Raw genomic sequence first — 24505 nt, forward strand, 5'->3', positions numbered from 1 at the left:
CGAACCTGGCAGTCGCCTGGGACCCGACTTACAGCATCGACACGTGGACGTGGTTGGTGTGCTCGGCCGACGCCCCGCCGCTGCCGCTGTAACTTCGCCACCCGTCGCCCGGGAACCAGATCTGCCGGAACCAGATCACGTACATCACGCCGAGCCGGTTGGCATTCTTCACGAAGTAATTGGCCAGCCGGTCGCCGTACGCTCTGTCCCCGCCGGTTGCCGGTGAGTTCTTGTAGGTGGTCGCGTTGGACGACATGTCGCAGGCCCGGCCCTTGGGATGCTCACCGGAGTTCCGCTGGCTCCAGCAGACCGTGTAGCGGGTGAAGCCGTCCGCCTTGGCTTCCTTGTAGGCGTTCAGCGTGCGCGGCGTCAGACAGCCCGAGCTGGTCGGGTCCTTGATCGTGCACCTCTCGTCGGGCCAGGAGCCGTCGGAGTTGCGTGGCGCCGGCTTGGCCAGCGGCGAGTTGCCCGAGACAAAACCGCCCGCGACCGCGCCCCCGCCCACGCTGGCCAGGGCGAGCTCGGCCTCTTTCTTCTTCTTGGTGAGCGCCGCGACCTGCTTGCTCTGTTCGCGCACCTCTTTGTCGATGGCCGCCTTGGCCGCCTCGGCCTTGTCGAGGGTCTCGCGGTAGCGGATCAGGACCTTGGAGTCGAACTGGGCCATCATGTCGAGTTGCTCGATGCGCTCGAGGAAGGCGTCGGGCGAGGTCGAGTCGAGCAGCATCGACATGGTGTTGGGCCGGCCCAGGCGGTACGAGCGGGTGGCGATCTCGGCCACCTGCTTCTCCATCGCCTTGGCCCCGGCCTGTGCCTGCTTGACCGTCGTCTGGAGCTGCACGGCCCGCTTCTTCGACGCGGCCAGTTTCTGGATCGCCGTCGCCTGGCCCTTGGCCGCGGACTCGAGCGCGTTGCGCAGCGTCTTGTCGTCGCCCTCGTCGGGGTCGGCGTGGGCGGCCACGGGTGCCACCAGCAGAAACGCCACGACCACCGCGAGCACGATGCTGAGCCGGCGCTGGAAAACCGCCGCCACGGAATACCTCCCCAGGTTGAGCGCGGGCAGACTCTACCGTGATACGTACGGGAAGGGCAGATCGATCAACTGGCCGAGTAACCGCCGTCGACGAAGAGTGTCTGGCCCGTGACGGCGACGGCTGCGTCACCGGCCAGAAAGACAGCACAAGCCCCGAAATCAGCGGGTACGCCGTTTCTGCCGATCATCGTGCGGGCCGCGTGTTTCGCGACAATGGCCGGATCCGCGAAGACGGGCTCGGTCAGCGGAGTGCGGACGACCCCGGGGGCGATCGCGTTGCAGCAGACGCCCTGGGCCGACCACGCCTCGGCCTGCGACCGGGTCAGCCCGACCAGGCCGGCCTTGGACGCACCGTAGGCGCCGCTGTTGCCGTACGCGCGGAAAGCCTGCTGCGAGACGACGTTGATGATCCGTCCCCAGCCGCGCTCGGCCATCCGCGGACCGAAGGCCTGACCGAGCAGGAACGGGGCGGTCAAATTGGCCGCCATCGTCACGTCCCAGTCGTCCTCGGTGAGCTCACTGAGGGGCGGACGCCGGTTGACCGCGGCCGAGTTGACCAGGATGTCCGGAGCCTCGACGGAGGAGACGACCCGCGCGACGGCTGCCCGATCGGCCAGGTCGGCCGAGATCGCCTGCCCCTCGGCGCCGAAACCGCGCAGCTCGTCGATCACCTCGGCCATCGGCTCAGAACGGCGGGCCACCAGCACGATGCGCGCCCCGGCCCGTCCGAGCGCGACAGCCATGGCCCGGCCGATGCCCGAACTGCCACCGGTCACCATCGCCGTGCGGCCGGTCAGACCGAAGACGCTTTCCAGGTACGACGCCACGGGGCTACAGGATCGAGGTGTCGGGGAAGAGGGTGTCGCGGACCGTACGCCAGATGTCGTCGTTCGCGGCGACGAGCATGCCCCGCTCGCTGTCCGTCGGCCGGTAGGGCGTGCCGTCCAGGTGCAGCACCGTGCCACCGGCCTCGCGGATGATCAGGGAGCCCGGCACGTGGTCCCAGGGCAGGATCCGCCAGAAGAGCGCGAACTGCTGCTCGTCGAGGGCGACGGCCGGGTACTCCCACCCCGCGCAGTGCCGCCCGTTGGTGACCTCGCGGAAGGCCGAGGTGTGGGCGAGCGCCACCGAGCGCAGGTGTTCCGGCAGGTATTTGCTGGCCACCGCGCCGCTCAGGGCGGCCGCGCCGGGGTCGTCGGTGCGGGACTTGACCCGTACGCCGTCCCGGTAGGCCCCCGAGCCGCGCTCGGCCACGGTCAGGTTGTCACCGACCACGTCGAGAATCCACGAGGCGGCCGGCTCACCGTCGTGCAGCAGCGCCACCATCACCGCGAACGGGGTCTTGCCGGCGGCGAAGTTGTTCGTGCCGTCGACCGGGTCGACGATCCAGACCGCCCCCGCGTCACCGACCCGCTCGAGCACTCGCGGGTCGGCCGCCACCGCCTCTTCGCCGACCACGGTGGAGCCGGGCAGCAGGGCGGTCAGGCCGCGGGTCAGCGCCTGTTCCGACTCCTTGTCGGCCACGGTGACCAGGTCACCGGGCGCCTTCTGAACGATCTCGTCCGATGCCAGATGCCGGAACCGGGGCAGCACGATCGTGGCCGCGACCTCCCGGATCAGCTCGCCGACCTGCTCAAGCACGGGGCGGCAACTTCACGACGCTGACGAAGAACTCGTCGATCTGCCGGATGACCGTGATGAACCGATCGAAGTCGACCGGCTTGGTCACGTACGCGTTGGCGTGCAACTCATAGCTGCGCAGGATGTCCTCGTCGGCGGCCGACGTGGTGAGCACGACCACCGGGATGCGGCCCAGCTCGCCATCCTTCTTGATCTCTTCCAGCACCTCGCGGCCGTCCCGCCGGGGCAGGTTGAGGTCGAGCAGAATCAGGTCGGGGCGGACGGCGTTCGCGTACTCACCCTCACGCCGCAGGTAGGCGAGCGCCTCGGCCCCGTCGGAGACGACGTTGAGCCGGTTGCGGACCTTGTGCTCCTCGAACGCCTCCTGGGTCATCAGCACGTCGCCCGGGTCGTCCTCGACCAGCAACACCTCGATGGGGGTGCCGTCGGCCCGTGTCGGAGCCGTCATGCCGTGACCTCATCTCTCGCCTCTTGTGCCGGCGCCACAGTCTCGTCGCCCGGAGCGCCCGGCAGCACCGGGAGGGTGAACCAGATCGACGTGCCGTCCTCGACGTCGAGGTCGAGCCAGATCCGTCCGCCATGATATTCGACGATCTTCTTGACGATGGCCAGACCGATCCCCGTGCCCTCGTAGGCGTCGCGGGCGTGCAGGCGCTGGAAGATCACGAAGACCTTGTCGGCGAACTCGGCCTCGATGCCGATGCCGTTGTCGCGCACGTTGATCCGCCACTCGCCGTCCGCGCGCTCGGCGCTCACCCGGATGACCGGGGCCACGTCGGGCCGGCGGAACTTCAGCGAGTTGCCGATCAGGTTGACGAAGAGCGTGGTGAGCAGCGGCTCCTCGCCCTCGACAATCGGCAGGCCGGCCCAGCTGATCTCGGCGTCCTCGCCGGCCCGGCCCTCGAGCTGCGACCGGACCTCGGCCAGCACCCCGTTCAGGTCGACCTCGGCGAAGCCGGCCGTGAGCCGGCCGATCCGGGAGAAGGCCAGCAGGTCGTTGATCAGCCGCTGCATGCGCTGGGCGCCGTCGACGGCGAAGCCGATGTACTGGTCGGCGCGCTCGTCGAGCTGGCCGGAGTAGCGGCGCTGGAGCAGCTGGCAGAAGCTCGCCACCTTGCGCAGCGGCTCCTGGAGGTCGTGCGACGCGACGTAGGCGAACTGCTCGAGGTCGCGGTTGGACCGGGTGAGCTCCTCGGCCTGCACCTTGAGCTGGTCGTTGACCCACTCGATCTGGCTGCGGGCCTCGCGCACCTCGGCCAGCTCGGCCGCGATCTTCCGCCGCATGCCGTCGACGTCCCCGGCCAGGCCGGCCAGCTCGGGCGAACCGGTGCTGCTGATGCGCTTGTCGTAGTCGCCCCCGGCCACCTCGCGGACCTGCTCGGCCAGCTCGGTCACGGGGCGGCTGACCATGCGGTCGAGCAGCAGCAACAGGGCCGAACCGGCCAGGATGATGATCGCCGCGGCGGAGATCTGGATCGCCACCATCGTGCGGCTGCTCTGTTTCGCGGCGTCGGCCGAGCGCGTGCGGAGCACCTGGATGTCGTCCTGCATGTCGGCGATGGCCACCCGCAGGGCGTCGAACTGCTCGGTCGAGGTCGCCTTGAGCCTGTCCTGGCCGGCCTGGGTGCCCTCGGCCCTGATGACGGCGATCACCGGCTCGGCCACCTCGCGGCGCCAGTCGGCGGCCCGCGCCCGCACCTCGGTCAGCTCGGCGCGGATGTCGGTGTCCTCCGGGTGCAGCAGCCCTTCGATGCGGCTGACCAGCCGCTGCTCGTCGGCCCGACCCTGGGTGAACGGCTTGAGGTTGGCCTCGTCGCCGATGATGGCGAAGCCGCGGATGCCGGTCTCCTGGTCGACGTACGCCGTGTTGAGCGCCTCGCCCGCGGCCCGCATCGGGCTGGCCCGGTTGAGCACGTCGTCGAGCTGGCGGTTGTTCTCGGCAGCGGTGATCGCGGCGAACACACCGAGAGCGCTGAGCACCACACCGACCGTGATGCAGAGCGCGACGATTCGCCGGCGCAGGGTCCAGGAGCGGACGGAGAAGACGCTCACCGGCCGCTCCCACGCGAGATGAGCAGCATCGCCACGTCGTCGGCGAGCGGGCCGCCGTTGGCCTGTTCGGCCCGGCCGACCAGCCAGGCGGGCAGCGCCGCGAGCGGCACCGAGCGGGCCGCGGGCTCGTCGAGCAGGCCGCACAGGCCGTCGACGTCGAGCCGCTCGTTGCTCACGCCGGTGTGGCCCTCGATCAGGCCGTCGGTATACATCAGCAGAGACCAGTCATCCGTCGGGAAGTCGACCTCGGTGGCCGGGGTGGGGGTGGGTCGCACGCCCAGGACGATGCCCCGGCGCGCCTCGACCGGTGTGACCAGCCCGCCCTGGAGCAGCACCGGGGGCGGGTGCCCGGCCAGCCGGAAGACGGCCTTCTTGGCGGCCAGGTCGAGCACCACCGAGGCGACGGTCGCGAAGACCTCGCGGGCGCGGCGCTCGCTCATCAGCACCTGCTCGAGCGAGCCGAGGATCCGGTCGTCGGGCACCCCGGCCAGCACCAGCGCCCGCCAGGCGACCCGGAGCTCGACCCCGAGCGCGGCCTCGTCGACGCCGTGACCGCAGACGTCGCCCACGATCACGTGCAGTTTGTCCGAGCCGACCTGGACGACGTCGAAGAAGTCGCCGCCGAGCAGGCCCAGGGCCCGGCCCGAGCGGTAGAACGTGTGCACCGCCACCCGTTCGGTGGACATGAGCGGCTGAGGCAGCAGGCCTCGTTCGAGGCGGGCCGACTCGGCCTGGCGCAGCTCGACCTCGCGCAGCCGCTGGGCGTTCTCGTCGGCGCGCTTGCGCTCGACCGCGTAGCGCAGCGAGCGGGTGAGCAGAACTCCGTCGACCTGACCCTTGACCAGGTAGTCCTGCGCGCCCTCGGCGACCGAGGCGACGCCCAGGTGCTCGTCGGAGCGGCCGGTGAGCACGCACACGGCGGCGCTGCCGGCCACCGCGAGGAGCTTGCGCAGGCCGTCGAGGCCCTCGGCGTCGGGCAGGCCGAGGTCGAGCAGGACGCAGTGGATGCCGGACAGCAGGCCGCGGGCCTCGCGCAGGCTGGTCGCGACCCGCAGGTCGAACGGCGCGTCGGCCTCGTGCAGCAGCTCGCGGACCAGGAACGCGTCGCCCTCGTCGTCCTCGACCAGCAGGACGCGCAGGCGTTCCTGATAGACCGGGGCGCCGGATCGGGCGCGCGGCGCGACCGAGCGCTCAGTCATGCCGACCCCCCACTCGTCCCACCCGGCGCTGACCCGCTGATAGTTCCCCACCCAGGGGCGGCGCACAACACCGGGCCGGTCTCACGGGGCGTCCTCGGCGGCGACCCGGCGGGCATGCTGGGCGATGACCTCGCCGAGGATGCCGTGCAGCCGTCCGCATTCGTTGCAGTGCAGATTCTCGTCGAGGTGGCGGCCCCCGCACTGGACGCAGGTGCCCCTGTCCTCCGGGTCGCGGTAGGCCGCGAGGGCCTTGCACATGGCACGGATCACGTGGTCGCCCACCGCGAAGGTGGCCTCGCCCAGCGCGGTGCGCACGCCGATCAACGCGACCGGGTCGGCGTCCGGAGACGGGTCGTACGGCTCGACGGCGTCGATGAACGCCGCCATGACAGCGGCGGGGTCGATGGGCGTGCTCACCGGGACAACGCTAGGGCACGCCGGAAACGATCTTCCCACTACCCGGCGCCGTACCCAACCGCTTAGATGTCACCCATGCGCGCTCCTGCGATCACCGACCCGGCCCGCCGGGCCCCGGCTGCTCTCCTCGCCGTCGTGGTGCTCGTCCTGGCCGGGCTGGCCGGTCTGTGGGCCGTCGAGCCGCCGTCCGCGCGCCCCACCTCGGCGCCGGCCAGCGAGTTCAGCGCCGAGCGCGCCTTCCAGCAGGTCGAGGCGATCGCCACCCGGCCCCACCCGGTCGGCAGCCCCGCGCAGGATGCGGTGCGCGAACACCTGATCACGACCCTGCGCGGCCTGGGCCTGACACCCGAGGTGCAGGACACGGTGTCGATCGAAGGCGCCGGGCTCTCGGCCAGCGCGGGCGGCTCGAGCCTGGCCCGGGTCCGCAACGTGGTCGCCACGATCCCGGGCACCGGCTCCACCGGCCGCATCTTCCTGGTCGCCCACTACGACTCGGTGCAGGTCGGGCCGGGCGGCAACGACGACGCGGCCGGCACCTCGGCGATCCTCGAGACGGCCCGGGCCCTGCTCGCGGCCCCACGCCTGCGCAACGACGTGGTGCTGGTGCTGACCGACGGCGAGGAGGCTTGCCTCTGCGGGGCCAAGGCCTTCGTCGACCAGCACCCGCTGGCGCGCGACGGCGGGGTGGTGCTCAATCTCGAGGCGCGCGGCAGCAGCGGCCCGGCGATCATGTTCGAGACGTCGGCCGGCAACGGGAAGCTGGTCGAGGCGTACAGCCACGCGGCCAAGCCGGTCGGCACGTCGTTCGCGGTCGAGATCTACCGGATCATGACGAACGACACCGACTTCACGGCGTTCCGCAAGTCCGGCTTCGCGGGGCTGAACGCGGCCTACATCGACGGCGCGGCGGTCTATCACGGGCCGACTGACCTGCCCTCGGCCATGGACCGCGACAGCCTGCAGCACCACGGCGACAACACCCTCGCGGTGGTGCGCGAGCTGGGCGGGCGCGACATCGCCGCGCTGAAGGTCACCGGCGGCGAGGACGCCACCTACTTTCCCGCGCCCGGCATGCTGGTGCGTTATCCGGGCTCGCTGGTCTGGCCGATCGCCGTCCTGGCCGTGCTGGCGGTCGCGGCGCTGGCCTGGCTGGCCCGCCGCCGGGGCCTGATCACCGCGCGGCGCGCGGCCGGCGCAGGAGTCCTGGCGCTGGCGCCGATCGTGCTCGCCCCGGTGCTGGCCCAGGTGCTCTGGTTCCTGCTCACGCTGATCCGGCCCGAGTACTCGGCGATGCCGATCGATCCGTACCGGCCGGGCTTCTTCCGGCTGGCCGTCGTCCTGCTGGCCGCGGCGGTGGTGATCGCCTGGTTCGGACTGCTGCGCCGGCGCCTGGGCCCGGCCGCGCTGGCCGTCGCCGGGCTGGGCTGGCTCGCTGTGCTCGGCGTGGTGCTGGCCGCGTTCGTGCCCGGCGGTTCCTACCTGGCCGCCCTGCCCGCCCTGGCCGGTGGGCTGGCCGGGCTGGTCGCGGTGGCCACCCGAGGCTGGCTGCCGGTGATCGCGGTGACCGTCGGCGGCGCGGTGGCGACCCTCGTCCTGGCGCCCACCATCCTCATGCTTTTCCCGGCGCTCGGCATGGGCCTGGGCGCGGCCGGCGCCTTCCTCACCGTGTTGCTCGGGCTCGCTCTGCTGCCGGTGATCGACCTGCTCCACCCGGTGGCGGCCGGCGGTCAGTTCGGCCTCGCGGCGCTGCGCGCCCGCAGGCTCGGCGCATTGCCGTCGGTCGCAGCCTTCGTAGCGGTGCTGCTGTGTGCCGGCGCCGGCCTCGCCACCGACCGGTTCGACGACGACCGTCCCGCCCTGACCCAGCTGATGTACGCGATGGACGCCGACACCGGCGCGGCCCGTTGGATCAGCGACGAGACCGACGTCCAGCAGTGGACCGGGCAGTACGTCTCGGGCGACCCGCACCGGATCGACGACACGATGCCCGCCTTCGGTCCCGAGCAGGTGCGCACGGGCGACGCGCAGTCCGCCGACCTGCCCGCACCCCAGCTCACCGTCGAGTCGGACTCCCGCTCGGGCGAGACCCGCAACCTGACGCTCCGCCTGCGGCCGCAGCGTCCGGCCCGGCTGGTCACCCTGCACGTGCCGGGCGACGTCAAGGTCGAGTCGGCCACGGTCGAGGGCCGGCCGGTGCCGGTGCACACACCCGGCTTCGGCTTCGCCTTCCACGCCCCACCGGCCGACGGCATCGAGGTCGAGCTGACCCTGCGCGGGGCCGGCCCGGTGCGGTTCCGGGCCATGGACGCCAGCGACGGCCTGAGCGCGCTGCCCGGCTTCCGGCCCCGCCCGGCCGGCGTCGGCATCGTCGGCTCGCACACCAGCGAGATGCTGGCGGTCGCCAAGAGCTACACCTACTAGCGACCTCGGCCGCGGCGGCCGGTCGACTCGTTGTGGCGGAAGTGGACGAAGAGCCGGCCCCAGTTGTCGCCGTCCTTCTCGACCCGGTGGTAGAGCTGCTTGATCTCCTTCTGGTCGAGGAAGCGCAGCACCTTCTTCTTCAGCGCGCCGCTGCCCTTGCCCGGGATGATCTCGACCATGCTGGCCTTCTTCTGCACCGCCTCGTCGATGATCCCGCGCAGCGCACGGTCGATCTCCTGGCCCCGGTTGAAGATGTCGTGCAGGTCAAGCTTCAGTTTCACGTCTTCGACCTTAAGCGTTCTCGGACTTGCCGAGCCATTCCTCGGCCCGCCGTAGGGCGTCCTGGTAGTCGGCCTGCTGGTTCATCGCGGCGGCCAGGCGCAGATGCGGTAGCGCCTCGCGGAAGCGGCCGCCCCGCTCCAGGGTGCGGCCGAGCACGTGGTGCGCGTAGTGGTCGGAGGGGTCGTGCTCGACCAGGTGCCGCAGCTGTTCCTCGGCCTTGGTGAGCTGGGCCGAGTTGAAGTAGGCGCGAGCCAGCAACTGGCGCACGGCCGCGTTGTGCGGTTCGGCCTCGACTATCGGCTCGAGCAGGCGGGCGGCGCCCAGCGGATCCCCGGACTCGAAGAAGAAGGTGGCTCGGCGGTACTCCTCGAGAAGATCCACGTGCGCGCTCCTCACCTCGGCGGCCTCTCTAACGCTGGCACAACAACGCGCCGACGGCGAGTGTTCCGATGATCCAAGCTTCCCGACAAAACGGCTCATACAGCAACCCAGCCAGCAGACAATGCCTGATGTGGGGGACTTTCCGAGCCATCTCGTGACCGCGCCGGCCCGTCCACGATCCGGGCGATTCAGGGCGACCGTGATCGGTGTCTTCGTGTTCGGCCTGTGCCTGCTGCTGGCCGGGGGCACGGCCGCGCCGGCGCTGACCTCGCCGGCGTTTCTGATCTCAGGGGTGCGGGAGATCCCGTCGCCGCCGCAGGGCACCTCGTGGGCGCCGTCGCCCCGCACGGCCGACGGGCTGCGGATGGTTGCCAGCACCGACGGCCAGGAGTTCCAGCTGCACACGGCGGGCGGCGACCGGACCTTCCTGCCCGGCGTCGACCTGGGCGACACCACGCCCGGTCACCTGCCCGGCGAGGGAGCGATCGCGGCCGCGCAGTACCGGGCCTGGTTTGCCGCGATGGGCTGGCTGGGCCTGCGCGTCGTGCGGATCTACGAGATCCACCCGCCCGCGTTCTACGAGCAGCTCGCCGCCTGGAACCAGGCCAACCCCGACCGCCCGCTCTACCTCGTCCAGGGTGTCCGGCTGCCCGACGAGACGTACGTCAAGAAGCGCAACCTGTTCGACAAGCCGTTCACCGACGCCTTCCGCCGCGAGCTGCGGGCGGCCGCGCAGGCGGTGACCGGCGAACTGACCCGGGACGCGACCTTCGGTCAGGTCGGCGGCGCCTGGACCACGGACGTCACGCCGTGGCTGGCCGGCTGGATCATCGGCCGCGAGATCGACCCGGGCGCGGCGGGCGCGTCCGACCAGCGCAACGCTTCGGTGCCGCGCTTCACCGGCCGCTACTTCCGGAACACGCCCAAGTCGACGCCGACCGAGCGCTGGCTGGCCGCGCGCATGAACGACCTGGCCGGGTACGTCGCCCAGCACGGGGTGAGCCAGCCGATCGCGTTCGTGAACTGGCCGACGACTGATCCGCTGCGCCACCCGCAGGAGCCGCTCCCGCAGGAGGATCTGCTGCCGATCGACGCCAACCACGTGCTGCCCACGGCGGACTGGCCGGCCGGGACGTTCGCGAGCTACCACGCGTACCCGTTCTATCCGGACTTCCTGCGGCACGAGCCGGACCTGATCAATTACGAGTACGCGGGGCATGCCGACCCGTACGCCGGCTACCTGGCCGACCTGCGCCGGCATCACGCCACCATGCCCACCCTGATCACCGAGTTCGGCGTGCCGTCCTCGATCGGGTCGGCCCACAACGCGCCGCTGGGCCGGTCGCAGGGTGGCCACAGCGAGCAGGACGCGATGCGGATCAACGCCGCGTTGCTGCGCATGATCAAGGACCAGGGCCTGGGCGGCGGGTTCGTCTTCAGCTGGGCCGACGAGTGGTACCGGTACACCTGGAACACGGCCGGTCAGCAGGACCCGGCCCGGCGGCAGCTCTGGCACGATCCGCTCACCAACGAACAGCATTTCGGGCTGCTGGCGATGGACGCCCAAGGCGCGCCCGACGCCGGCGAGCAGCGGTTGCTGGACTCCGACGGATGGCCGGCGCGCGCCGTCACGGCCCGGGTCGACGAGGAGTACCTGCACCTGAAGGCGAAGCTGGCGGACTCGGCGCCGGGCTCGATGATGGTCATGTTCGACGTGCTGCCGGGGATGACCGGCGCGCCGATGCCGGGCAGCAGCGACCGCCGGCCCGACGCTGTCTTCGCGCTCAACCTGGTGGGACACAGCGGTCAGGCGTACGTACGAAATCAGCTGGACCCGATGAAGCTGGACTTCAAGGTGCCGGCGGCCGACCGTGGCCCCGCCCCGAACGGCTGGAAGCCCGTGGAACTGGTCGTCAACCGGGCGCTGACCATGCCCCGGACGGGCGTGAAGCTGCCGGTCGAGCTGCAGAACGCCGGCCAGTTGCGGCACGGCGCCTGGGATCCCCGCGACGACGAGGCGGACAGCCGGGCGCTGTGGCAGCTCGACGGCGACGATCTGACCGTCCGGGTGCCGTGGGCGATGCTCGGGTTCGCCGACCCGTCGGCCCGGCGGGTCGGTGTGCCGAAGGACGGCAGGCTCACCACCCAGGTCAGTCCGGGTGTGACGGTGTCGCTGACCGCCTCGGGCACCGATCAGGCGATCGGGCCGGTGCGGTGGCCGGCCTGGACCCGGCCGTACTACACCGAGCGCCTCAAGCAGGGGGCGGCGGATCTTCGGGACGCGGCGCTCGTGGTGGCGAGCGGCGGCTGAGGCTCAGGATCGTCGTCCCGCCGGCGATCAGCAGTGCGCCCAGCGCGATCAGCATGACGGGACTCCGGCCCGGCCGGTACGGCTGCGGGTAGCCCGCGCCCCAGCAGAAGACCTCGCCCGACTCGGTCAGCGCGCAGGTGCTGTCGCCGTCGGCCACCAGTTGAACGACCTTCTGGCCGAGGCCCACCTCGACGAGCCCGTCATCGGCCCGGGCCGGCGCGGCCACCAGGACCGACGTCACCACGACGGCCAAGATCGCCATTACCCGTCGCATGATCGCCATGCAAGCATTATGGGCGTTTTATACGCTTTCGGGTCTTCGACACGCGCCCGCACCGGGCCGGAGGCTCTGCTGATTCTCAGCGCTTTCGGTGAGCGCGAGTCACAGCTGGTACACAGGGACGGGAAAGCAAGCGCATAGCGTTGCCCGCGACAGTTGGGGCATGACGATGGCGAACTCAGACTCCGGCGCCGACCTCCGCCGGCCCGACGGGGGTCCCGTCCGGGTCCTCGTGGTCGACGACGAGCCGACGCTGGCCGAGCTGCTCTCGATGGCTTTGCGCTACGAGGGCTGGGACGTCAAGAGCGCGGGCGACGGGCAGACCGCCGTGCGCACCGCCCGCGACTTCCGCCCGGACGCCGTCGTCCTCGACATGATGCTGCCCGACATCGACGGTCTCGAGGTGCTGCGCCGGCTGCGCGGCGAGACGCCCGAGGTGCCGGTGCTCTTCCTGACGGCCAAGGACTCGGTGGAAGACCGGGTCACCGGCCTGACCGCCGGCGGCGACGACTACGTCACCAAGCCGTTCAGCCTGGAGGAGGTGGTGGCCCGGCTGCGCGGCCTGATGCGCCGGATGGGCCACTCCCCCCTTCGCACCGACTCGGAGCTGATCGTCGGCGACCTCACCCTCGACGAGGACAGCCACGAGGTGCGCCGCGGCGGCGACCTGGTCACCCTCACCGCCACCGAGTTCGAGCTGCTGCGCTATCTGATGCGCAACCCGCGCCGGGTGCTGAGCAAGAGCCAGATCCTCGACCGGGTCTGGAACTACGACTTCGGCGGCCAGGCCAACGTGGTCGAGCTGTACATCTCGTACCTGCGGAAGAAGATCGACGCGGGCCGCTCGCCGATGATCCACACAATGCGCGGAGCCGGCTATGTCCTCAAGCCCGCGGACTGAGAAGCACCCGGCCCGCTGGCGCAGTCCGGCCGGCTGGCCGCTGCGGACCCGGATCGTGGCGATCATCATCGTCCTGCTCACGGTCCTCGGGCTCGCGGTCGGCGGCACGGCCTACTTCTTCCTGCGCAACACGCTCTACACGCAGCTCGACGCCAAGCTCGACCAGACCGGCAACCCGTTCCACAACCGCGGCAACGGTGGCCCGCCACCGTCCTTCGACCGCGACAAGCCGTTCGGCGGCGCGGAACAGGGCTCGATCATCGTCACCTACTCCGACCCGGCCGACGTGCACGGCGGCCTGATCGTCACGATCGAGGACGACGGCTACGCCGAGATCGCGTACGAGGAGCTCAGCACCACCGCCACAGCCGAGCTCACCGCCATCCCGGCCGACGGCGCCAAGAACGACATCACCCTCGACGGCTACGGCTCGTTCCGGGTCGTCGCGCTGACCACGTCCAGCGGCGACATCCGGGTCGTGGCGCTGTCGCTCAAGAACACCAACTTCACCCTGCTGCGCGTCGCGCTGGTCACCGGGGGCGCCGTGCTCATCGCGCTCGGGATCGCCGGCTGGGCCGGTGCGCTGATCGTCCGTCGTACGCTGGCCCCGCTGGACCGGGTGGCCGCCACCGCGACCAAGGTCTCCGAGCTGCGGCTCGACCGCGGCGAGGTGCGGCTGGCCCAGCGCGTGCCCGAGCGCGACACCGACCCGCGCACCGAGGTGGGCCAGGTCGGCGTCGCGCTCAACCGGATGCTCGACCACGTCGGCAACGCGCTCGAGGCCCGGCACGCCAGCGAGATGCAGGTGCGCCAGTTCGTCGCCGACGCCAGCCACGAGCTCCGCACGCCCTTGGCCGCCATTCGCGGGTACGCCGAACTCAGCCGCCGCAGCCGGGCCCCGATCCCCGACGAGATCGCCCACGTGCTCGGCCGCGTCGAGTCCGAGGCCCGACGGATGACCGGGCTCGTCGAGGACCTGCTGCTGCTGGCCCGCCTCGACGCCGGCCGGCCGCTCGCGCACGACCCGGTCGACCTCAGCATGCTGGTCGTCGACACGGTCAGCGACGCGCACGCCACCGGCCCCCGCCACTACTGGCAGCTCGACCTGCCCGAGGAACCGGTCATCGTGATCGGCGACGGCGCCCGGCTGCACCAGGTGCTGGCGAACCTGCTGGCCAACGCGCGCACGCACACCCCCGAGGGCACGACGGTCACGGTCGGGGTCGCCTCGACCGGCGGCGCGGCCGTGCTGCGGGTCACCGACGCCGGGCCGGGAATCCCCGCCGAGCTGCAACCGCACATCTTCGAGCGTTTCGCCCGCGGCGACAGCTCGCGATCCCGGGCCGCCGGCAGCACCGGGCTGGGCCTGTCGATCGTGCACGCGGTGGTCACCGCGCACGGCGGACGCGTCTCGGTCGAGAGCCGGCCCGGCCGTACGACCTTCACCGTCGAGCTGCCGTCGGGTCCCTCCACCGGTGTCCCACCAGCTGAGCAGTTCGCGCAAATCGCTCCGCCGCCGAACTGAGGCGCTATGCTGGCCGACATGTCTCGCTGGTATTCGTGGTTTAGTGGGCCGGCTCCCGCCGGTGCCTCAGCCATGACCTGAGACACCCCGCCAGAGCCGGCCCGGGCAGCGACATGATGTCGCTGCCTTTTTGTTTGCCGCCGGCTCTCACCGTGGGCGCCGGCGTCAGGAGTGGAGACCCACCGTGACTGCCCCCGAGGTCCAGCGCGTCCGCGACCAGCGCATCGAGAAAGTCGTGCCGCTGATGAGCCCGGCCCTGCTGCACCACGAGCTGCCGCTGACCAGCGAGTTGCACGACACCGTGCTCGACGGCCGGCGCCAGGTCGAAGACGTGCTCAACCACCGAGATCCGCGGCTGCTGGTCGTCGTCGGACCGTGCTCGGTGCACGACCCGGCCGCCGCCGGCGAGTACGCCTCGCTGCTGTCGTCCGCCGCCGAGCGCTTCGCGGACGACCTGCTGATCGTGATGCGGGTGTACTTCGAGAAGCCGCGCTCCACCGTCGGCTGGAAGGGCCTGATCAACGACCCCGCGCTGGACGGCACCGGCGACGTCGGCGCCGGCCTGCGCATCGCCCGCAAGCTGCTGCTCGAGATCGTCGGTCGTGGCCTGCCGACCGCCGTCGAGTTCCTCGACCCGATCACCCCGCAGTACATCGCGGACACCGTGGCCTGGGGTGCGATCGGCGCCCGGACGGTCGAGTCGCAGGTCCACCGGCAGCTCGCGTCCGGCCTCTCGATGCCGATCGGCATGAAGAACCGCCCCGACGGCAGCATCGCCACCGCCATCGACGCCATCCAGGCGGCCGAGGTGCCGCATGTCTTCCCCGGCATCGACTACTCGGGCACCCCGGCGATCCTGCACACTGCCGGCAACCCCGACACCCACCTGGTGCTGCGCGGAGGCGGCGGCCGGCCCAACTACAGCGCGGCCGACGTGGCCGGCGCGCTCGACCTGCTGCGCCAGGCCGGCCTGCCGGAGCGGCTCGTGATCGACTGCTCGCACGGCAACAGCGGCAAGGACCACCTGCGCCAGCCCGTGGTCGCCGATGACGTCGCGGGCCAGATGGAAGCCGGTCAGCGTGGCATCAGCGGCGTCATGCTCGAGAGTTTCCTCGTGCCCGGACGGCAGAACCTGGGCGGCGAGCTCACGTACGGGCAGTCCGTGACCGACGCCTGCATGGGCTGGGACCCGACCGTCGAGGTGCTGGAGCGGCTTGCGACTGCCTCGGCCAAGAGGCGCGCACTGCTCAGCTGAGCCGGATCCCTTTGACTGGCCCCGGGATTCACAGCCGGGGCACAGGGTCGGCATAACGGCGGGACAGGGCCGGCGTCGAGTCTTGTCGAGATAAAGGTCCGCTTTTCTGTGGAGAGCCTCGATGACGACGACGTTGCCCGTCCCGCCGCCGGTCGCGCCCGACCGGCCGGTGCCCCCGCCGGCCCGGCGCGCGGCCGATCCCGCCTGGGCCCGCCCCGCGCTGCTGGCATTGCTGCTGGTCACCGGCGTGCTCTACATCTGGGGCCTGAACCGGAACGGCTGGGCCAACGCCTTCTACTCGGCCGCCGTGCAGGCCGGTTCGGAGAGCTGGAAGGCGTTCTTCTTCGGCTCGTCCGACGCCGCCAACTCGATCACGGTGGACAAGACGCCGGCCGCGCTGTGGGTGATGGCGCTGTCGGCCCGGGTCTTCGGGGTCAACGCCTGGAGCATCCTGGTGCCGCAGGCGCTGATGGGCGTGGCCAGTGTGGGCGTGCTCTTCGCCACGGTGCGCCGCTGGTACGGCCCGGTCGCCGGACTGATCGCGGGCGCGGTCCTCGCGCTGACCCCGATCGCCGTGCTGATGTTCCGGTTCAACAACCCGGACGCCTTGCTCGTGCTGCTCATGGTGGCGGGCGCCTACGCGACCGTACGGGCCGTCGAGAACGGCTCGACCAAGTGGATCATGTTGGCCGGCGCCTTCGTCGGCTTCGGCTTCCTGGCCAAGATGCTGCAGGCCCTGCTCGTGGTGCCGGCGTTCGCGCTGGCCTACCTGATCGCGGGGCCACCCAAGCTGGGCAAGCGCATCGGGCAGCTGCTGCTCTCGGGCGTCGCGCTCGTTGTCTCGGCCGGCTGGTACATCGCGATCGTCGAACTGGTGCCCGCCTCGATGCGGCCCTACATCGGCGGCTCGCAGAACAACAGCCTCCTCGAGCTCACGCTGGGCTACAACGGACTGGGCCGGCTCAACGGCGACGAGACCGGCAGCGTCGGCGGGGGCGGCGGCATGGCCGGCGGCGGGATGTGGGGCTCGACCGGGCTGACCCGCATGTTCGACTCCTCGCAGGGTGGCCAGATCTCATGGTTGCTGCCGGCAGCGCTGATCCTGCTGGTGGCCGGGCTGGTCGTCACGGCCCGGCGGGCGCGAACGGACCGGCAGCGGGCCGGGCTCGTGCTGTGGGGTGGCTGGCTGCTGATCACCGGCCTGGTGTTCAGCTTCATGCAGGGCATCTTCCACGCGTACTACACCGTTGCCCTGGCCCCGGCGATCGGCGCCGTGGTCGGCATGGGGGCGGCACTGCTCTGGCGCAGCCGTTTCCTGGGCCGGGTGACGCTGGCGGTGGCCGTGGCGGTTACCGCATGGTGGTCGTATCACCTGCTCACGCGTAGTGCCGACTTCCTGCCGTGGCTGCGGTGGGTGGTGCTCATCGGCGGGCTGGTTGGCGCGGCGGCGCTGCTGGGCACCCTTCGCCTGCCGGCTCGGCTCGCCGCGCTGGCGGCGGGGATCTCGCTGGCCGCGGTGCTTGCGGGTCCCACCGCGTACGCGGTGCAGACCGCGTCGGAGGCGCACACGGGCTCCATCCCCTCGGCCGGCCCGGCGGTGTCGGGCGGCTTCGGCGGCGGGCCCGGCCGCGGTGGTCGCGGTGGCTTCCCCGGGGGCGGTCAGGGCGGCTTCCCGGGCGGCTTCCAGGGTGGCTTCCCGGGCGGCTTCCCCGGCGGCGCCCAGAACGGCACCGGTGGTACGCAGGGCGGCGTGTTCGGCGGCCGCGGTAACGGCGGCGGGATGCGCGGTGGTGGCGGTCTGCTCGACGCCGCGACGGTCAGCGATGAGATGAAAGCCTTGCTGGAGTCGAACGCCGACCAGTACACCTGGGTGGCGGCCGCAGTCGGATCCCAGAGCGCGTCGGGCTACCAGCTGGCGACCGGCGACCCGGTGATGGCGGTCGGCGGCTTCAACGGCAGCGACCCCTCCCCCACGCTGACCCAGTTCCAGCAGTACGTGGCCGAGGGCAAAATCCACTACTTCATCGGCGGCGGCGGTTTCGCCGGCGGCCGCAGCGACTCGGGCGGCAGCAGCGCCAGCGCCGAGATCGCGACCTGGGTCGCCGAGAACTTCACCGCCCAGACCGTAGGCACAACCACGGTCTACGACCTGACCCAGCAAACAGGAACCGCCTGACCACCACCCACAGCGCACCCCGGGATCCGGCCGCCTCATCGGTCGCACACCACCCCCATGTGCATCACCCAAATCGGCCGGCTTCCTTACGGGAGCCGGCCGATCACTTCGCCCCGACCCACTTTCGCCCTCGGACACGCCACCCGAACCTCATGCCGCCGCAAACGCGCGTCCCCTCGCAGGTCGCGCCACACCTCCGCCGCCCGCCGGGTTCACAGGCGCGGCACAGGGTGGTCACAAAGCGCGCTTATCCGGCGAGATCACTGTTGCGGCATGAGCCTTTCGACGCAGCCGGCGCACGCCGCGGCCCCGATCCGATTCGACTCCCCGGTGCTCGACGTGGTCGTTCCGGTCCACAACGAAGAGGTCGACCTCGAGCCGTGCGTGCGGCGCCTGCATGCGTACCTGAGCGCCTCGTTCCCCTACCGCTTCCGCATCACGATCGCGGACAACGCGAGCACCGACTCGACGCCCGCGGTGGCCGGCCGGCTCGCGTACGACCTGCCCGAGGTGGCGTCGGTGCGCCTGACCGAGAAGGGCCGGGGCCGCGCCCTCAAGTACGTGTGGACCCAGTCCGACGCGACCGTGCTGGCCTACATGGACGTGGACCTGTCGACCGACCTGGGCGCGCTGCTCCCGTTGGTGGCGCCCCTGATCAGCGGCCACTCCGACCTGGCCATCGGATCCCGCCTGGCCCGCGGATCCCGGGTCGTCCGAGGTGCGAAGCGCGAGTTCATCTCACGCAGCTACAACCTGATCCTGCGCGGCACCCTGGCCGCCCGCTTCACCGACGCCCAGTGCGGCTTCAAGGCGATCCGCTCGGACGTGGCGGCCCGCCTGCTGCCGATGGTGGAGGACACCGGCTGGTTCTTCGACACCGAGATGCTGGTGCTGGCCGAGCGGGCCGGACTGCGCATCCACGAGGTCCCGGTCGACTGGGTGGACGACCCCGACAGCCGGGTCGACATCGTCGCCACCGCCCTGGCCGACCTCAAGGGCATCGTGCGGCTGTTGCGCGCCTTCGGCTCGGGCAAGCTGCCGCTGGCCGCCCTGCGCGACCAGTTGGGCCGCGACCCGCTGCCCATGGCCGGAGTGCCCGCCGGCCTGACCGGCCAGCTGATCCGCTTTGCCGCCGTGGGTGTCGCCAGCACCCTCGCTTACCTGGCTCTCTACGCGTCGCTGAGGCTGGGGCTCGGTCCACAATGGGCGAACTTCGTAGCCCTGCTGCTGACCGCGGTCGCCAACACCGCAGCCAACCGCCGTCTGACCTTCGGCGTACGAGGCAATGCCGGCGCCTGGCGTCACCAGACCCAGGGCCTGATCGTCTTCGGCGTGGGCCTCGCCCTGACCAGCGGAGCCCTGGCCATCCTGGACGCCCTGCACTCCGCCCCGGCCAAGCCGGTGGAACTGGCCGTCCTGGTGACAGCCAATCTGCTGGCCACGGCAGTCCGCTTCCTGCTGCTCCGCATCTGGGTCTTCCGCTCACGCCACCCGGCCTGAGCCGCACCATCGCGCCGCCGACGTCCACCACCTCGGCCGGGGGACTTGCCCTGACCTCGTGCACCGCGAAAAACCATCATCGCGTCGAACGTCCCAGATCGAGGCCCGGTTGCCGCCGAGGTCGCGCCCGCGACCGAGGGCATCCTCGGCACCGGCCCTCAGGAAAGGCGGCGCCGCCACCCCGTCCGGCGCCGCCTTTCCGCCTTCCCACAAGCCATCCGGCCGCATCCGCGAATCAGCAACCCACAGCCGATACCACCCGGACCACGCGAACACGACGCCGCTGCCCTGGCCTTGCGGACGGCGAGGCCTGCGGCTGATCACGCCGGCCGGGCGGCGCGAAGTCTCAGCGGAGCGGCGTCACAGCTCCGGCGGGAGCTGGTCGGGGGTGATGCGGCGCGGGCGGCCGGGTGGGCGGCGGAGGAAGGCGGCCGTGATGACTACCGTGGCGAAGAAGGCGGCTGCGGCCGCTGCTATCCACCAGCCGAGGACGCCGAGGATCAGGGCGGCGATCCAGATGACGGTGGCGGTGAGGATCAGGGACAGAGACGGGCGTCTGGGACGCGGGGGCTCCAGGCGGCCGCTGGTCATGCGGGCGCAGAACTCGGGGTCGTCACGGCGGAGCTGGCGCTCGAGCTGCGCCAGGCGTCGGCTGTCTTCCCTGCTCAACATGTCGCCACCTCTGGTCGGGCCGCGGCCACACTCAATCGGACGACACGCCTCCGATCAATGCCATTGTTACTCACACGTTGCCTTCCGGATACCACCAGAATTCCGGGCCGCCCACTGGACGGGACAAATCCGCCCGGACGTCCCCGACCAGCACCGCCCGATCCCACCAGATGGACCGGGGAGCGGCGCGGCTATTCGAAGGTGACCGTGGCGTCGGGGACGTCTCGGGCGCGGGCCACCTCGGCCGCTTCGTTTTCGATCTGTTTGCGGCGCGGGGCGGGAAGTGAGCCGAACGCCGTGACGGTCAGGGCAAGCCGTTTGCGGCCGGAGATCTTGGCCCGCCACACGCCCGCGATCTCGCCGTCGAGCAGGAGGGCGCCGGGATTGCCGAGAATGCGCCAGACCTCTTTCTGCTGTGCGCGGTCGGGCACCAGGAGGTCGCGGTCGCGCGCCTGAAGCAGAGGGTCCATCGGCGGGACGAAACGGGCGCCGGTCTGCGGGGACGCCGACTTCAGGGCCTTGACCGCGTCGGTCGGGAGCCAGGCCCGGCGCCCCTCGACGGTGACCTCGGTCAACTGGTCGGCGGGCCAGACGGACTTCATCTCGGCGGTGGAGCTGCCCAGGTATTTTCCGACCTCGAGCGGGCCGGCCGGGCCCAGAAAGCGCAGGTACACAAGGATCAAATCGGTGATGCCCTCGTTGGCCGCCGGGCGCGGTGGCGCGTCGGGAATCGGGCCCAGCATCGCGTCGCGGCCGCGGGACTGGACCTCGACGCCGCCGGCCAGGCCGGCATGCTGCCAGACGTTGCCGGCGATGTGCCGGGCCCCGCAGCTGCGGCAGTCGTACGTCAGGGAGCGCGGCACCCGCTTGCTCACCTGGGTGCTCACCTCGCCGCGGGGCATCGGCTCGTGCACGACAGCGCGGAACGCCTCGGCGGTGACGCGGAACGCCTCGATGCCGAGCTTCATGCCCTCGGGAATCTGGCCGCTCTTGATGCGCGCCGAGGCGTCGGCGTCACTGATCGGCCACAGCTGTTTCACCAGGGCGGCCAGGTCGGCCCGGCGATGGCGATGGGGCGCGCCGCGGGCCGCCCAGACGGTGATCAGGCGGTTGTCGGCCGGGTCGGCGCTGGTGCGCGCGGACAGCGCGACCTCGGCCGACCCGGGCGTGTATTCCTGCACGCCGAGATCGAGAATCGGCAGGTCGGCCGGGCGGGCGGAACTGCGTTCGGCCAGGCCCAGCGCGGCCACCCGGTAGGCCATTGCTTGCGCACGGTCGACGTTGACCACGGCAACCCCCTCGAATGCTTACGTGCGACGACCGTACCGCCGGGATGCGACATTCTTCTGCCGATCGCGGCGGCTGTCGGCCTGCCCTTCGAGCAGTTCCCACGTGTCCAGCCGGCTCGAACCGTGCGGGCCCTCCTGCAGGATCGGCGCCTCACCGGTGAGCCGGTAGCCGCAGCGCCGGGCCACGGCCGTGCTGCTCACGTTGCGCGGATCTATCCGCAGTAGAAGGCGGCCCAGGTGGAGGCTGTTCTGGGCGTACGCCGAAAGAAGTGACAAGGCGCCCGACGCGAGCCCGCGCCGCCGCTCCCGGACGTCGACCAGATAGCCCAGTTCGGCCTCCTTGAGGCCGAGGTCGACACCGAAGAGCAGGACCTCGCCGACCGGTCGCCCGCTGTCGGCGACGATCGCGAGCTGGATCCGCTGACCACTGACGCGATTCTGATAACAGCGTTTCAGATAGGCGATGCCGGCCTCGACGTCGAACGGCGACGGCATCGGCGACCACCGGGCGATCTCGGGCTCGTCGAGCATGCGGACCAGGTCGTCGAGGTCTTCGGATCGCCATTCGCGCAGGGTGATGCCATCCCCCGTCAGTGTGAGCGGGAAAGGGAGACGGCTTCCGGCCATCACTGAATCCTGCCTGTAAGGACCGGTTCCGGCCAGTAGTGCAGGATATGAAAGCGATGAGTGATTGGTCATGCCCGGAACGTCGGATATCCGCTACCCTGCGCGATGGATCCGCAAGATGATGCCCGGATCCCGCCCTCATCGAAGGATCTCTGACCAATGTGGAGGGTGGGCGGGTGGGTTGATCCGACTAGTCGTAACGTAGTTGCTGTGGAGGAACAAACCACGGCGGCGACCCGGCGGGGTGAGACCTATGCCGGGCGTTCACGCGAGCAACGAGCCAGCGAGAGGCGGGCTCGGATCTTGGCGTCGGCGGTGCACCTCTTCGGCACCCGCGACTACGAGGATGTCACTGTCGCCGACGTCTGCACCGGCGCCAAGGTGTCCAAACGGTACTTCTACGAACACTTCGACGACCGGGCCGACCTGCTGTTGAAGGTCAACCGCGAACAGAACGAGTGGCTGCTCCGTGGTGTCGCGGCGTCCGTCCCCGAGAAGCCGGCGAATCTCGCGGAGCTGTTCCGGCCGGCCCTGCACACCCTGGTCACCATGCTGCGGAACCACCCGGAAAGCGCCCGCGTGATCTATGTGAACGCGCCCCGCATGGAGACCCGGCGACGCGGGGTGCTGCGCGAGGACGCCCAGTTCGTCGCGGCCGTGCTGAGGCGGGCGGTGGGCACGCCCAAAGACCAGATCGGGTACGAGCGGACGTTGCTGGCGCTGGTGGCCGGCCTCAGCGAAGTGCTGATCGACTGGATCTCGCACGACATGGCCGGCGACTCCGAGCACCTGGCCGAGCACCTGACCGGCATCGCCCTGGCCCTCACCGCCAGCGCAGCCGACCTCTAGCGCCGACACGGCCGGGCTCACCGACAAGCAGCGAGACGGCCCGGCTCACCGCCAAGCAACCAGGCGGCCCGGCTCACCGACAAGCAACCAGGCGGCCCGGCTCACCGACAAGCAACGAGGACGGCGAAGCCGGCGTCAGAGTTTGCGCGCGGTGATCTCCATTCCGGCCGCCCGCAGGCGGTTGACCAGCGCGTCACCCAAAGCCGTGGCCGGAGTCAGCACACCGCCCGGCGACGGCGGCAGCGACTCGCGGTCGTGGACCAGCACCAGCGCCGACTCGGCGAGCATGACGGCGGTGGCCGCGTAGCCCGGGTCGCCCTGAGCGCGAAAACGTGCCGTGTAGTGGGCACCGGTCGTCGTGGTGGTGAAGAAGTCGAAGGTGAAGTGGCCGTCGCGCTGTACCTGCGGGCTGGGGCCGCTGCCGGGCTTCGGGAGCACCCGGTCGAGCACGAACCTGGTCGGCGGCAGCATCATCCCGGCGACCAACGCGCCGAGGCCGAGCTTGAGGCCGTTGGCGATCAGCGGCGAGAGCGGCGACCGGCCGACACTCATGGTCTCGCGGTAGCGGAAGCGCCGGCCGTACCGATGGTTGTGCAGGGCGTTGCTGCGGCGCACGACCCGGGTGTTGTACGACGCCATGACAAACGGCGCCAGGGTGCCGCGCAGCGAGGGGTGCACGTCGGAACCGCTCACCGTGGCCATGTCGCCCTGCCGGCCCAGATCGGGTTCGCTCTCGCGGTCGGGGCTCAGCGAATAAGGGCCGGCAGCTACGCGCCGCAGGCGGCGATCGTTCTTGACCACGTCGAGCTGGTGGCGCAGGGTGTCGATCGTGCCGCCGCTGACCCCGCCCCGCAGGCTGGTCACGACCATGGTGGTGTCGGTGAGCTCCCCCGCGCCGTCCGCCGCCACCTGCTGCGCCAGCACGTGCACGCCGATGTCGGACGGGATCGAGTCGAAGCCGCACGAGTGCACGATCCGGGCGCCGGTCGTGCGGGCCCGGTCGTGGTTGGCGTCGATGCTCTGCCGAGCGAAGACGACCTCGCCGGTCAGGTCGACGTAGTCGGTGCCGGCCTCGGCGCAGGCCCGGGTCAGCGCCGCGCCGTACTTCAGGTAGGGCCCCACGGTGCTGATCACGACCTGGGTCGAGGCGGCCAGCCGAGCGACCGCGCCGGTGTCGGCGGCGTCGGCCACGAGGGTGGGCCAGTCGACGCCGAGCTGGTCGCGCACGGCTGCCAGCTTGGTCTCGGACCGTCCGGCCAGCGCGATCCGGGTGCCCGCCGGGGCGTGCTCGGCGAGGTAGCGGGCGGTCAAGGCGCCGACGAACCCGGAGGCACCGTAGACGACGATTTCATGATCCCGAACGCGGTCGCTCATGGTGGTGGATTCTCCATCAGCACCCCCGAAGCCGCTCGGCGGGTTTAGTCTCGATCCGTTTGCAGTCGTACCCATTTGGTCGATGACCTGCACAGATGTGCGATCGACCCCGCGGGCGGAACGCCGAGTCCTGCCGCCGCCCGTCGGACACCCAACTCACGGCATGGAGCGGGGGACCCAGGTTCCTCGGCGCGCTCGCGCGCCTCGGGGTGAAGCCGCCACTTCGCGCGGCCGGGCACCTCAGCCCGAACCCGACAGCTGACCTCGTAGGCGTGGAGGGTCTTTCTGTCATGCCACAAATCCACAAGTCTGGCCCGCTCCAT

Annotated in this window: 22 protein-coding genes and 1 riboswitch; of the genes, 8 read left to right on the plus strand and 14 right to left on the minus strand. The window is 71.0% G+C overall.

Features of this window, described 5'->3' with window-relative positions; translation table 11 throughout:
* Window positions 1–28: 28 nt before the first annotated feature.
* From KXC43_RS16625 to KXC43_RS16655, 7 genes are all read right to left on the minus strand, one after another.
* Window positions 29–1030, minus strand: coding sequence for a coiled-coil domain-containing protein (locus KXC43_RS16625; RefSeq protein ID WP_308129102.1), 1002 nt, complete (start codon window positions 1028–1030; stop codon window positions 29–31).
* A gap of 65 nt (window positions 1031–1095) precedes the next feature.
* Window positions 1096–1857, minus strand: coding sequence for an SDR family NAD(P)-dependent oxidoreductase (locus tag KXC43_RS16630; RefSeq protein WP_221376940.1), 762 nt, complete (start codon window positions 1855–1857; stop codon window positions 1096–1098).
* A gap of 4 nt (window positions 1858–1861) precedes the next feature.
* Window positions 1862–2671 (minus strand): inositol monophosphatase family protein, encoded by an 810-nt coding sequence (locus tag KXC43_RS16635; protein ID WP_221376941.1) that lies wholly within the window; start codon window positions 2669–2671, stop codon window positions 1862–1864.
* A complete protein-coding gene (locus KXC43_RS16640) occupies window positions 2664–3119 on the minus strand; it encodes a response regulator (RefSeq protein ID WP_221376942.1) in 456 nt (151 codons plus the stop codon). Before KXC43_RS16640 ends, KXC43_RS16635 begins: the two co-directional genes overlap by 8 nt.
* A complete protein-coding gene (locus tag KXC43_RS16645; RefSeq protein ID WP_221376943.1) occupies window positions 3116–4723 on the minus strand; it encodes a sensor histidine kinase in 1608 nt (535 codons plus the stop codon). Before KXC43_RS16645 ends, KXC43_RS16640 begins: the two co-directional genes overlap by 4 nt.
* Window positions 4720–5922, minus strand: coding sequence for a PP2C family protein-serine/threonine phosphatase (locus KXC43_RS16650; RefSeq protein ID WP_221376944.1), 1203 nt, complete (start codon window positions 5920–5922; stop codon window positions 4720–4722). The genes KXC43_RS16645 and KXC43_RS16650 overlap by 4 nt, the downstream gene beginning before the upstream one ends.
* An 81-nt stretch (window positions 5923–6003) precedes the next feature.
* Window positions 6004–6339, minus strand: a complete 336-nt coding sequence (locus KXC43_RS16655; RefSeq protein ID WP_221376945.1) for a hypothetical protein — start codon at window positions 6337–6339, stop codon at window positions 6004–6006.
* Between the two features lie 75 nt (window positions 6340–6414).
* Between KXC43_RS16655 and KXC43_RS16660 the strand changes: the two genes are divergently transcribed.
* On the plus strand, window positions 6415–8760 hold the full coding sequence (locus tag KXC43_RS16660; RefSeq protein WP_221376946.1) for a M28 family peptidase: 2346 nt from the start codon (window positions 6415–6417) through the stop codon (window positions 8758–8760).
* Here KXC43_RS16660 and KXC43_RS16665 read toward each other — a convergent pair.
* On the minus strand, window positions 8757–9041 hold the full coding sequence (locus KXC43_RS16665; RefSeq protein WP_221376947.1) for a Smr/MutS family protein: 285 nt from the start codon (window positions 9039–9041) through the stop codon (window positions 8757–8759). The two genes, KXC43_RS16660 and KXC43_RS16665, sit on opposite strands and share 4 nt — an antisense overlap.
* A 10-nt stretch (window positions 9042–9051) precedes the next feature.
* Window positions 9052–9423, minus strand: a complete 372-nt coding sequence (locus KXC43_RS16670; RefSeq protein WP_221376948.1) for a tetratricopeptide repeat protein — start codon at window positions 9421–9423, stop codon at window positions 9052–9054.
* Window positions 9424–9622: 199 nt separating this feature from the next.
* Between KXC43_RS16670 and KXC43_RS16675 the strand changes: the two genes are divergently transcribed.
* Window positions 9623–11734 carry a hypothetical protein gene (locus KXC43_RS16675; RefSeq protein ID WP_308129103.1) on the plus strand — a complete coding sequence of 704 codons (2112 nt, stop codon included), beginning with the start codon at window positions 9623–9625 and terminating at the stop codon, window positions 11732–11734.
* On the opposite strand, the gene KXC43_RS16680 is transcribed toward KXC43_RS16675, so the two are convergent.
* Window positions 11676–12017, minus strand: coding sequence for an RCC1 domain-containing protein (locus tag KXC43_RS16680; protein WP_221376950.1), 342 nt, complete (start codon window positions 12015–12017; stop codon window positions 11676–11678). The genes KXC43_RS16675 and KXC43_RS16680 overlap by 59 nt on opposite strands.
* Before the next feature lie 160 nt (window positions 12018–12177).
* On the opposite strand from KXC43_RS16680, the gene KXC43_RS16685 reads away from it, so the two are divergent.
* The 5 genes from KXC43_RS16685 to KXC43_RS16705 all read left to right on the plus strand — a co-directional run bounded on the left by KXC43_RS16685 (window position 12178) and on the right by KXC43_RS16705 (window position 19371).
* Window positions 12178–12915 (plus strand): response regulator transcription factor, encoded by a 738-nt coding sequence (locus KXC43_RS16685; protein ID WP_221376951.1) that lies wholly within the window; start codon window positions 12178–12180, stop codon window positions 12913–12915.
* Window positions 12893–14440 carry a sensor histidine kinase gene (locus KXC43_RS16690; RefSeq protein ID WP_221376952.1) on the plus strand — a complete coding sequence of 516 codons (1548 nt, stop codon included), beginning with the start codon at window positions 12893–12895 and terminating at the stop codon, window positions 14438–14440. Before KXC43_RS16685 ends, KXC43_RS16690 begins: the two co-directional genes overlap by 23 nt.
* 184 nt (window positions 14441–14624) lie before the next feature.
* Window positions 14625–15695, plus strand: a complete 1071-nt coding sequence (locus KXC43_RS16695; protein WP_221376953.1) for a 3-deoxy-7-phosphoheptulonate synthase — start codon at window positions 14625–14627, stop codon at window positions 15693–15695.
* A gap of 121 nt (window positions 15696–15816) precedes the next feature.
* Window positions 15817–17871 (plus strand): glycosyltransferase family 39 protein, encoded by a 2055-nt coding sequence (locus tag KXC43_RS16700; protein WP_221376954.1) that lies wholly within the window; start codon window positions 15817–15819, stop codon window positions 17869–17871.
* 273 nt (window positions 17872–18144) lie between these two features.
* The gene (locus tag KXC43_RS16705; RefSeq protein WP_221376955.1) at window positions 18145–19371 is read left to right on the plus strand and encodes a bifunctional glycosyltransferase family 2/GtrA family protein; all 1227 of its coding nucleotides are present in this window, start codon (window positions 18145–18147) and stop codon (window positions 19369–19371) included.
* 360 nt (window positions 19372–19731) lie between these two features.
* Here the strand turns inward: KXC43_RS16705 and KXC43_RS16710 are convergent, their stop codons facing one another.
* From KXC43_RS16710 to KXC43_RS16720, 3 genes are all read right to left on the minus strand, one after another.
* Window positions 19732–20043 carry a DUF3040 domain-containing protein gene (locus tag KXC43_RS16710; protein WP_221376956.1) on the minus strand — a complete coding sequence of 104 codons (312 nt, stop codon included), beginning with the start codon at window positions 20041–20043 and terminating at the stop codon, window positions 19732–19734.
* Between the two features lie 191 nt (window positions 20044–20234).
* Window positions 20235–21332 carry a DNA glycosylase AlkZ-like family protein gene (locus KXC43_RS16715; RefSeq protein WP_308129104.1) on the minus strand — a complete coding sequence of 366 codons (1098 nt, stop codon included), beginning with the start codon at window positions 21330–21332 and terminating at the stop codon, window positions 20235–20237.
* An 18-nt stretch (window positions 21333–21350) separates the two neighbouring features.
* Entirely contained in the window at window positions 21351–21959 is a 609-nt protein-coding gene (locus KXC43_RS16720) for a GNAT family N-acetyltransferase (protein WP_221376957.1), read from the minus strand.
* 210 nt (window positions 21960–22169) lie between these two features.
* Here KXC43_RS16720 and KXC43_RS16725 point away from each other — a divergent pair, with 210 nt between their 5' ends.
* On the plus strand, window positions 22170–22808 hold the full coding sequence (locus KXC43_RS16725) for a TetR/AcrR family transcriptional regulator (protein ID WP_308129105.1): 639 nt from the start codon (window positions 22170–22172) through the stop codon (window positions 22806–22808).
* A gap of 135 nt (window positions 22809–22943) precedes the next feature.
* On the opposite strand, the gene KXC43_RS16730 is transcribed toward KXC43_RS16725, so the two are convergent.
* Window positions 22944–24182 carry a saccharopine dehydrogenase family protein gene (locus KXC43_RS16730; protein ID WP_221376959.1) on the minus strand — a complete coding sequence of 413 codons (1239 nt, stop codon included), beginning with the start codon at window positions 24180–24182 and terminating at the stop codon, window positions 22944–22946.
* Window positions 24183–24323: 141 nt separating this feature from the next.
* A riboswitch (cyclic di-AMP (ydaO/yuaA leader) is annotated at window positions 24324–24467 on the plus strand.
* Window positions 24468–24505: the final 38 nt, after the last annotated feature.

This window comes from Paractinoplanes polyasparticus (assembly GCF_019710575.1).
GTDB classification, from domain to species: Bacteria; Actinomycetota; Actinomycetes; order Mycobacteriales; family Micromonosporaceae; genus Actinoplanes; species Actinoplanes polyasparticus.